The organism is Micromonospora sp. DT229 (assembly GCF_049844505.1).
Classification (GTDB): Bacteria; Actinomycetota; Actinomycetes; order Mycobacteriales; family Micromonosporaceae; genus Micromonospora.
This window is the reverse complement of the sequence record NZ_JBNCLD010000039.1, coordinates 1-9,292: the sequence shown is the minus strand read 5'-3', so window position 1 is coordinate 9,292 and position 9,292 is coordinate 1. Positions and strand designations below refer to the sequence as shown.

The 9,292-nt window shown below is 67.6% G+C and carries 8 protein-coding genes and 5 pseudogenes; 2 read left to right on the top strand and 11 right to left on the bottom strand.

What is annotated here, in order from left to right; translation table 11 throughout:
• Positions 1–250: 250 nt before the first annotated feature.
• The 3 genes and pseudogenes from ACLQ2T_RS29025 to ACLQ2T_RS29015 form a co-directional block, all read right to left on the bottom strand.
• Positions 251–475, bottom strand: a pseudogene (locus tag ACLQ2T_RS29025) (ADP-ribosylation/crystallin J1); the annotation flags it as partial.
• 20 nt (positions 476–495) lie between these two features.
• The gene (locus ACLQ2T_RS29020; protein ID WP_425769541.1) at positions 496–1,338 is read right to left on the bottom strand and encodes an isocitrate lyase/PEP mutase family protein; all 843 of its coding nucleotides are present in this window, start codon (positions 1,336–1,338) and stop codon (positions 496–498) included.
• 412 nt (positions 1,339–1,750) lie between these two features.
• Positions 1,751–1,876 carry a hypothetical protein gene (locus ACLQ2T_RS29015; RefSeq protein ID WP_425769540.1) on the bottom strand — a complete coding sequence of 42 codons (126 nt, stop codon included), beginning with the start codon at positions 1,874–1,876 and terminating at the stop codon, positions 1,751–1,753.
• A 272-nt stretch (positions 1,877–2,148) separates the two neighbouring features.
• Here ACLQ2T_RS29015 and ACLQ2T_RS29010 point away from each other — a divergent pair, with 272 nt between their 5' ends.
• Together ACLQ2T_RS29010 and ACLQ2T_RS29005 are read left to right on the top strand one after the other, a co-directional pair.
• Positions 2,149–2,793 carry a hypothetical protein gene (locus tag ACLQ2T_RS29010; protein WP_425769539.1) on the top strand — a complete coding sequence of 215 codons (645 nt, stop codon included), beginning with the start codon at positions 2,149–2,151 and terminating at the stop codon, positions 2,791–2,793.
• 146 nt (positions 2,794–2,939) lie between these two features.
• A complete protein-coding gene (locus ACLQ2T_RS29005; protein ID WP_425769542.1) occupies positions 2,940–4,043 on the top strand; it encodes a hypothetical protein in 1,104 nt (367 codons plus the stop codon).
• Between the two features lie 140 nt (positions 4,044–4,183).
• Here the strand turns inward: ACLQ2T_RS29005 and ACLQ2T_RS29000 are convergent.
• The 8 genes and pseudogenes from ACLQ2T_RS29000 to ACLQ2T_RS28965 form a co-directional block, all read right to left on the bottom strand.
• A pseudogene (locus tag ACLQ2T_RS29000) lies at positions 4,184–4,402 on the bottom strand (YunG family protein); the annotation flags it as partial.
• Between the two features lie 106 nt (positions 4,403–4,508).
• Positions 4,509–4,961, bottom strand: a pseudogene (locus tag ACLQ2T_RS28995) (acVLRF1 family peptidyl-tRNA hydrolase); the annotation flags it as partial.
• A 179-nt stretch (positions 4,962–5,140) separates the two neighbouring features.
• Positions 5,141–6,067 carry an IS3 family transposase gene (locus ACLQ2T_RS28990; protein WP_425769538.1) on the bottom strand — a complete coding sequence of 309 codons (927 nt, stop codon included), beginning with the start codon at positions 6,065–6,067 and terminating at the stop codon, positions 5,141–5,143.
• Positions 6,064–6,375, bottom strand: coding sequence for a transposase (locus tag ACLQ2T_RS28985; RefSeq protein WP_425769537.1), 312 nt, complete (start codon positions 6,373–6,375; stop codon positions 6,064–6,066). The genes ACLQ2T_RS28990 and ACLQ2T_RS28985 overlap by 4 nt, the downstream gene beginning before the upstream one ends.
• Positions 6,376–6,396: 21 nt before the next feature.
• Entirely contained in the window at positions 6,397–7,605 is a 1,209-nt protein-coding gene (locus ACLQ2T_RS28980) for a helix-turn-helix domain-containing protein (RefSeq protein ID WP_425769536.1), read from the bottom strand.
• 462 nt (positions 7,606–8,067) lie between these two features.
• Positions 8,068–8,511, bottom strand: a pseudogene (locus ACLQ2T_RS28975) (hypothetical protein).
• The gene (locus ACLQ2T_RS28970) at positions 8,471–8,716 is read right to left on the bottom strand and encodes a hypothetical protein (RefSeq protein WP_425769535.1); all 246 of its coding nucleotides are present in this window, start codon (positions 8,714–8,716) and stop codon (positions 8,471–8,473) included. The pseudogene ACLQ2T_RS28975 and the gene ACLQ2T_RS28970 overlap by 41 nt, the downstream one beginning before the upstream one ends.
• A 170-nt stretch (positions 8,717–8,886) precedes the next feature.
• Positions 8,887–9,216: pseudogene (locus ACLQ2T_RS28965) on the bottom strand (XRE family transcriptional regulator); the annotation flags it as partial.
• Between the last annotated feature and the right edge of the window lie 76 nt (positions 9,217–9,292).

The following is a 9,292-nucleotide window of genomic DNA, read 5'->3' as shown; positions in this document are numbered from 1 at the left end:
AGATGATCACCGACGGGCTGCGAGCCCTTCACTCCCGGGTCGACTCAGCCGCGAACCCCGCTCAAGTTCGAAGAGCCACCATGCTCCCGTGTCCCATCTCGCGTGGGGTGTGGAGCCAAACATAGGCTCCGCCTGTCATTCAGCTTCGCCGGAACCACGACGCACCTTGCAGGTACTTTCGCCACGCGGCCGGTAGGGCTCGGCCCAGCGCATGGTGGGCGGCGGTGAACTCCTGGTCGCCTACAGGGCCGCGATAGTCGGCTTCCTCGGTGATCGCGCCGACGAGGTGGGCGTTGAAGTCGGCAAGCTCCTCCGCGGGGATCCAGTACTCCAGCACGTCGCGGCCACCGACCTGATGAACCTCGTAACGGTCCAGGTACTCACGCTGGACCTCGAACCGAGTCACGTAGCCGACGCCACCGGCAGGGACGTTCCACTCGCGGGCAATCTTCATGGCGTACCAGCGGTTGAGTACCGATCCGGACGTTCAATCGGTCACCGGGGTGCCGGCGTGCACAGCGCATTGAGCTCCGGGTAACTCACAGCTTGGTCGAGCGTGTGGTAGGTGCCCGCCTCCAGTAGTTCGCGGGCGGCCCGCTCGGCCACGCCATACGCTGCCTGGGCAATCGCGGTCCCGACGCTGATCCGGCGAACCCCGACAGCGGTCAGCTCGGCGACGGTCGGTCCGCCCGGTCCCGCCATCGCGTTGACCGGCAGCGGTGACGCTGCGGTCAGCACGCCGAGCGTGTCAAGGTTCAGCAGACCTGGCACGAACAGGCAGTCGGCACCGGCCTCGGCGTATCCGGCAACGCGGGCGAGGACGGCGTCAAGCCGTCCTGCGGGCTCGCCGATCTGCAGCAGGTAGACGTCGGTGCGTACGTTGATCACGAACTCCGGCACCCCGGCGCTGGCCGCCGCCTTCCGTGCGGCCTGGATACGTTGCATCTGCTCCTCGACGGGCAGCAGCGTGCCGTCTGCGGCACCGGAGTCCTCGATGTTCACTCCAACGGCGCCCGACTCGATCGTCGCCCGGACAGTGGCTGCCACCTCTTGGGGCGTGAGACCGTATCCACCCTCGACATCGGCAGTCACCGGTACATCAACGGCCGCCGCGATGCGGCGCACCGCCGCCATCATTTCCGCCCGTGTCAGCATCTCCCCGTCGGGCCGGCCGAGAGACCAGGCCACGCCGCCGCTGGTAGTCGCCACAGCGGCCGCGCCGGCCCGGGCCACCAAAGCCGCGCTGGCCGGATCCCAAGCATTCGGCAGCACCAGCACGGATCGATCGTGCAACGCCCGCAGCGTGCGAGCCTTACCGGTGATGAGTGCATCGGTCATGGCGTACCTCCATCAATCAGAGACGGTCGAACGCTCGCGGACGATGCCGCTCGACGGTCCGCTCGCGCGCCCGTCGAGCCGGTCATCAGCACGGAGGACGGCTGTGCCCCCGGAGGTCGCCGTCCCAGGTAGGGAGGCACCGTCCGCCGCCGCCCGTCCACCGCTTCCGCAACCGCAGCGGCCGATGTGTCGGCTCGATCTGCACGGCTTGAGCCTTCCCGAAACGAGTCCCCATGGCTGGCGGCTTCCGGCCCTGATGGCAATGACGCGAATGGGCCTCACCATCCCGTACGGCTGACAGCCACCGATCAAGGTCTCCACGCCCCAGCGATGATGCTGCGGCGGCGGCGCACTCTTCTGCTGTGTCGCCGCTCTGACCGTCGCTACCGGCCGCCTCGGCGGCGGATGATCCTTATGGTGCAAAGGTGAAGATCCGGCCGCTCGGCGGCGGGCTGTCAGGTCGGCCGTGGAACAGGTGCACGCCCACTGAGAACAGTTCGTCGGGTGGCGCGTCGAATGCCTGCTCGGTGAAGTCCACGCCGGCGAACCAGCGCCGCACCGCCGCCCTCGGGTTGCCGCCTGGTGATCGCGGCTCACGGAAGCGAATCCATGATCCGACACCGATACGCCTACTGCGAAGCGCAGCCGCTTGCATACCGTGAGTGAATGTCCCGCAGCTCACGGAAACCGAAGATCAAATGCCGTGCGCCACGGGACGTGGATGGCCGCGCCTGCCAACGTCTCGTCAGCCGCCGAGGTCAGCGCTGTCGCGACCACCATGGCCGGCCTGAGGTGCCGCCCGGCGGCCGCATGTCGGAGTACATCAACCGTCCAGCCAAGAAGGCACGCCGCAAGGCCCAGCCACCCTCGGCTCGACCTCGAGTGCCTCGGCAGCGCACTGAAACGGCCATGGGCCAAGGACCACGGGTTGCTCCGGCCACGCGCGACCGCCTCATCGCCGAAGCGGTCGAGATCTGCGAAGTGGCCATCGCCAGCGGCGCCATCGCAGCCATCGAGAAGCGCGCCGCACACTACGCCGGCGAGGAAATCTGGACGCAGCTCGCCCACCGCAAGACCGGGCGCAACTGCAGGTGGCTGGCTCGCTTGGCTCGCATCGCGCTGGATGGCAAGGACTGGCTGCATGCGCGCGTGGGCGACATCTTCATCTACCTCCTCGTCAAGCTGAAGGCGCCAGAGATCGTCCGCGTGTTTGGGGCCAAAGCAGCGGAGAAAGTTCCACTGCCCTTCGATGAACAGCTCATCGCCGTGGCCCGCGGCATGCAAGTGACCGGCATCGTCATCTGCATCACGAACGGCCGCGACCTCACCAAGTGCGAAAGCTTTCTCGATCTCATCAACACGGAGGGCAAGGAGCGGTTGAAGCAGCTAATCCAGCAGGCGGCGGGAGACTGGACGAACTTGCAGGTATCTGCCCGGTCCATGGAGGCTGCATAGCTGGACTACGTCGAAGCAGCGCACTTTACAGGTGTCCGGATCTGCCGCCGAGCGTGCAGACGTTGTAATGCTCCGGCTTGGAAGTTGAGGACGACCTGGCCGAAATGTGACTAGCGCAGAATGACCAGATGCGTCATCGTGCGGGGGTGCACGCCCGGCTGTCGTGGAGGCTCCTCCTAGTGCCGAGGCTGGTCCTCGTTGTTGGTGTCATCATTCGAGGGCTGTTCAACGTCCTGCTGACGCGACGGCGACCTCAGCCGCTCCGCCTGCCCCCGACGAGTGACGATCCAGTCGCAGATGCGCTCGCCGATGCCCAGCCCGTGCCCCGGTTCGCCGACGAAGCGCTCGATGTAGCTGACTTGCGCTGGATCGTCGGCGTCGGGGAGATGGAGATTGGCGACGAGGGCGGGTACAACACGGTCGTCGGCCTGGACGACACGGTGTCGTCATACGCTGACGTTGCCGCCGACGGACTTGAGGATGCCTTGGCCGACCAGCCTGGCATCGACGCAGTGGAGCATGCGGATCGCGAGGTCGTCTTCGTGCGGAGTGTGCTCTCGCTGCCTGACGTACACGCGGCCGCCATCCGTGCACTGCTTGCGATCAACCGAAATCCCCGGAGGGTGCCTCGACTCCGGCCGTTGCAGCCGGCCCTGATGAACGCAGTGGCAGACGGTGTGGCCCTCATCCTGGCCGACCACGGGTTCGTCGGTCGACTGCACGTCGAACCTGACGAGTCCTACATCAACCCGAACGCCCTGCACGGCCCCGGCTTCTACCGGGTCACGGATGATCGCCTCGTCCAGGTAATGCGGCTACGGAGCGGCCTCGGCTACCACAACGACGAGGACACGGTCCTCAACTCCCGCGTCATGCTCACCGTCGAGGTCCTCGAGATCACGACGACCGACGTGGTCGAGTCCATCGAAGTCCAGCATGGGTGCGAAGTCATCGCCGGCGAGCGCATCCTGTTCACGTCTTACGACTGGAGGCCCGCCATCGTCAACGACATCGAACACGTCCTCGTGAGCAAAGCCTTGCCGTTGTGCGAGTCCACCAGGTCGCGGGCGGCCATCGTCAACCGGTGGGTCGGTGGCCTGCCGTGGTCCGTGCCCGACAGGCTGCACTGGGAAGCTGCTGACATCGCAGCAGGCTGGGGCTTCCGCAAGCATGCCCGGGACTTGTTGAAGCACGGGCGGCCCCGGAGGCTACCGCAGTCCGCTGCGGTAGCCGCGAAGCACGGACTCTGAGTGGGCGAACGTCCGGCCCGGACCGGCACCCAGCACACCAGCACGGGGGAGGCACGCCGATTCCCGACCGGCAGTGGATGCTGGACCTGACCGCCGACAACGACTTCCGGTGGCTGGAACTGGTCAGCCGTCAGGTCGACCTCACGGCCGTCGGCCATTCGATTCCAGTAGTGGTAGCCGACCTGAGCGTCCCCGGCGAGGACCTCGCCGAGGATCAACTCTCCGCCGAGCAAGTCCTGGATGATCAGAGAAGTCACCCCGCATTGACCACGGGCCGGGTTGCCGGCGTGCCAATCCCGCACACCGTGCGGATCGCAGGTATCCGCTCCCCAGGCGCCGCGCAGTACCGGCCGCAGCATCTCAGAGCGGACGGGGTTACGGGACATCGCGCACAGGTCCGGCACTGTGGGGCCGTCGCACCTCTTTCTGGTCGCCTGCTCGTCAACCTGCTGGACCTGATCGTGGTCACGGCATCAGATGGATGCGGATCCGTCTGGCCGTAACCGCGCCGTCCTCCAGGACGGCCAGACGGGGCTCGGCGGATTCGAGCAGGTGTGGGTGACGCAGCAGTGCCAGTGGCGACAGACGCCGGTCCGTCAGCACCTCGTCGATCATCAACCGGTCGCCGCCACAGACCAGGGCACTGATCGCCTCGCGCGGGCCGGCGACAACACCGGGCGCATACGGCAGCACGATCCGCGCGGCGATGTCCGCAGCCCGCGACGCGGCAGCCTGGGCCTGGTTCGCACGGCGACGCGCGTAGCGCTGCTGCGAGGAACCACCGGCCGCGGTGCGACCCTGCACGTAGAAGCGCTCGACCTTGGAGACGGTGATCGTCGTACCGTCCACGACACCGGCGGCAACCGCACCCTTACGGGCCAGCAGCACGGCGATCCGGGGCGGTCGGATGATGCGCGCTCGGTTCTAGCCGAGATCAGTGGGGTCTGCTGCACCGAACGCGCTACCCACAGCAATGGCGCGTTGGCCCCGACGGTGCGCGGTCGTGCGGATGGGCGTGTGTACACCGTTAGGGCTGTCTCGTCCTGCGTTGTGGTTCGTCCGGGTACTGAGGTTCCCCCGGTTCGCCGGAGGGTTGGTTACCTGGCGCCGGTGGGCTCAGGCTGAACGATAGCCGTCGCGTCCTGTCGGGCCTGGTGGGCATGCCAGGCGGTCTCGTACTCGTCTGGGGATCGCCAGCCGAGGTCCTTTTGAATGCGGCGGGTGTTATACCAGCCGTCGATGTAGCTGAAGATCGCGTTCTCTGCCTCGTCGCGGGTGCGCCAGGAGTTGCGGTAGACCAGTTCGATCTTCAACGTCGACCAGAAGTTCTCCATCAGGGCGTTGTCGTAGCTGTCGCCGACCGATCCCATCGAGGGCAGGATGCCGTTGTCGGCCAGGCGTTGGGCGAAGCGAAAAGACGTGTAGTTCGAGCCCCTGTCTGAGTGGTGGATCAGTTGGCCGTCACGGACGTCGCGGGACCAGACGCCGTATTCCAGGGCGCCGAGTATCAGGTCGGTGTCGCAGCGGTCGGAGCACCGCCAGCCCACGATGCGGTTGGAGAACACGTCCCGCACCGCGGCCAGCCAGAACACGCCTTCACCGCAGGGGATGCGGGTGGCGTCAGCGACCCACAACCGGTTCGGCGCCGCGGCGGTGAACTGCCGGTTGACCAGATCCGGCGCCGGTGTCGCCTTCGGGTTCGACCGGGTCGACGGGATGCGCCACTTCTTACGCAGGAACGCCCCTTGCAGGCCGGCGTCGCGCATCAACCGCTCGACCCGCTTGCGACCCACCCGGCGGCCTTGGCGGCGCAGCATGGCGTGCACCCGCGGGCTGCCGTAGGTGCCACCGGAGACGCCGTGAATTTCCGCGATCTCCACCGCGAGTTCCGCGTCTTCGCGTCGCCTCGGGGACGGGTTCGCGGCCTGAGCGAGCCAGCCGTAGTAGGTCGACACGGCGACGTTGAGGACCCGGAGGACGGGCTCGACCCCGAAGCGATCGCGCAGCTCGTCGACGAGCGTCACGACCGTCGCCGGGTCGGGTCGAGTTCCGAGGCGAAAAAAGCCGACGCGGCCTTCAAGATCTCATTGGCCCGCTTCAACTCGGCGTTCTCCCGCCGCAACCGACGCAACTCCTCCAGCTCGGAGCTGGTCGGCCGGTCGTCGCGCTGACCCCGGTCGGCCTCGTCCTGGCGGATCCAGTTCCGCAACGCCTCGTGATGCACCCCAAGCTGCCGCGCCAGCTGGCGGATCACGGGCTTCGGGTCCGACTCCCGATACAAACGCACCGCACGTTCACGCAGCTCATCGGGGTACTTCTTCGGTGCTGCCACGGATGACTCCCTTCAGCTCCATCAGAGCATGATCGAAAGCCTCCGAGCTACCGGGGGAACCTCAACGCCGGGTGCGTACTCGATGCACAGATCACGCAATGTCGCGGCCTCTGGTGCCCCCGACTGCTCCACCTTCGTCAGCAGTTCCGAAGCCCGCCACCAGTTCGACGGCACCACCCGCCCGGACGCCACAGCCTGCGCCCCAAGGGCGACCGCCTCATCCGGCTGCCCGGCGGCGACCAGGGCAAGACCGAGGTCGAGACGGGCCGACGCGGACCGGCGGGGCCGCGCTCCCCCATCGCCGTACGGGTCCAGATCGGCCAACACAGCCCGCGCCACCTGCTCGGCACCGGGGTCACCCGCCCACGCCAGAGTCGTGGCCGTATATGCGGCAGCCTTGGCCGGGTCGTACCGATAGTGGTGCTCGGCTTGCTCGGGAACGGGCAGATTCGCCGTCAGCCGCTCGACCCGGTCCAATGCCCGCCGCGTCGCACCGATGTCCCCGATCCGCGCCCACGCACGAGCCTCCTGGGCAGTCGCCTGAATGCGGGCAGAGCTGCCCTTCGGGGCGACCCGCTGAGCTTGTTCGGAGAGATCGAGTGCTGCCCGGTAGTCGCCTTGAGTCAACACGTCCCAGGCCCGGGTTTCGAGACACCATGCCTGGATCTCGGCATGCTCAGCATGTTCGGCAAGATCACGAGCAGCTCGCAAGTGGGCAGCCGCAGCAGCCCGCTGCCGCAGGTCGATATGCACCGTCGCCCGCAGCACCGCCAACCAGCCACCGGCAACCAACAACCGTCGTTGTTGAGCAAGCGTGACCCGCCCATCCAACAGCCGCCCGACATAGGCGAGGTGCTGCCGTACCAGCGGCAACAGATCTGCCGGGGCCATCGTCGGATAGGCACTGGCGAGGTCGTCAACGCCCTGCTCGATCCGTTCGAGCAGGTCCCTGCTGACATCGCTGGCGGCGACTCTCGCCCGCAGCTCACCGGCCTCGGCAGCATGGTCGACAGGTGCATCGACCAAGCGCGCGAGCGAACCCCCCGCATCGAGAACCCGGTCCAGGTGGCGCGCCGTGTCGACCGTCGGAGCCTTGAGCCCTGCCTCCAACTCGTGCAGATGGCTCTTACTCCGATGCGCGAGCTGCCCCAGGGATCGAAGCGACAAACCGCGCCTCTCCCGAAACTCACGCAGAGCTGCCCCGAAACGCGGATCAACGGACGAAGCCATAGCGCCGCTCCAAGCTCAAGATGCCAGGTGAACTCACCCAGCCGCCATCCTGTCGACGGTACCCCCAACGACGTGCATCGTTGATCCCTCGCTTGTGAGTTCTGGGCGCTTCGTCCGAGACGTCCGCGCACGTCTCTGACGTCGGGCGGTAGTCCGGCTCGATCCGAGGTCATCCGGCCCGGTGACACCCGTCCCGGCCTGGTTCGCCTGGCCCGATTGCTGCGCTTCGCTCCTGCATTTCCGGCACCTGTCTGGCCCAGCCGATGAACCGGCGGTGCAGTGCCCCGGCCGGTGCCCACGGCATGTCCTCGGCTGCCTGCACGAGACAGACGCCGAGGTAGAGCGCCAGCGACACCGGCGCGCCCGCGTACTCCGCACGCAACTCACGCCGCCGCGTCGGACACGGCCACGGCAGGCCACAGCCACCACAACTCCAGATCGGCACCACCGGGCCATGGGTGGTCACCGCACACCGCCCAGGAACCGGGCAACGCTCGCGCGAGCCTGCCGGCTCGTCGCCCACTCCACCTGCCAACACGGGTACGGCACCAGCCGCGCCCACCACACCCGACAACCGACGCACATCCCATCAAGCCCGCGCACGTGTACGGCGAGGATCATCCGTTCCGGCCCACCGGTCACTGCTCACCCTCCCCAGGCCAGTGACCACGATTGATCGGAATGCGATGTCGAGCACGACAGGGCAGGTCGGCTCCGCACCGACAGACCCGCCGCCACCGCCGCCAACACCACACCGGCCGATGCCGCCGGGCAAAGGTCAACGCGGTAGCCGACAGGTACTCGTCGTACGAGACGCGCCGGTGGCCTGAGGGAGGTATGGCAGGAAAACCTGCCCGCGCTGGGCTCACCGGTGGCTCCCTGTCGCGTCCCCGGTGCGCTGATCACGCGTCGTCGGCGTGTACGGCGTGGTCTGGATCGGTTCGCGGTGCCAGTGCGTGTCCCGTGACCTCTTCGCCTGGTCCAGCAGCCTCCGCCGCGCTGCGGCCTGCTCGGCGGCCTGGTGGCGTTGGCCCGTTCCCGGCGGCGGGGGTAAGTCCGCGCGTCGCAGCAGCCACCGCAGGATGTCGCGCAGCTCGGACCGGATTGCCACAGGTTCCGCCTCCCTCGTCGCGGGTGGGCGGGTGGCGACGGCAGCGCGGATGTCAGGTGTCGCGCTCGGGTTGGCGTCGCCACCCGGCGGACACGGTCGGCGAAGCGGCTACTTCCTGCCGTCGTGTCCTGATCGGAACGTTATGGACGGCACGGTGTGTGATGGAACACTTACGCGCCACTACTGGTGGAGACCCCCATGCGCTCACACAGGCCCCGCAGTTCCGTGGAGACCAGCCCTCGCCGGAGCAGCCCACGTGCGACTTCTCGCGCCGCCGTCGATGACCGGGTGTGCTGCGGACCGACCCGTTCGGCCGCCAGCAACATCCGCACCGCATCTCGCTCCCGCTCAGCCGCCACCATCGCACGGGTCATGTCCAGCCAGTAGTACACCTGCCGCACGGCGGGAAGTTCCCCTACCGCCACCCGGGCAGCCGCCTGCGACGCCTCCTGCGGACGTCCAGTGTCGAGCAGGTAGGCCATCCGCCACAGCGCCACGTTGGGCCTGACCCGGTTTGACGGACATCCCAGCTCAGAGGGGCTGTGTGCTCCTCGGGAGGATGTTCATCATGGAAGG

Coding starts and splice junctions, on each gene's coding strand:
- ACLQ2T_RS29020 (WP_425769541.1), bottom strand. CDS start 1,338: ATGACCGATGCACTCATCACCGGTAAGGCTCGCACGCTGCGGGCGTTG.
- ACLQ2T_RS29010 (WP_425769539.1), top strand. CDS start 2,149: ATGTCGGAGTACATCAACCGTCCAGCCAAGAAGGCACGCCGCAAGGCC.
- ACLQ2T_RS28980 (WP_425769536.1), bottom strand. CDS start 7,605: ATGGCTTCGTCCGTTGATCCGCGTTTCGGGGCAGCTCTGCGTGAGTTT.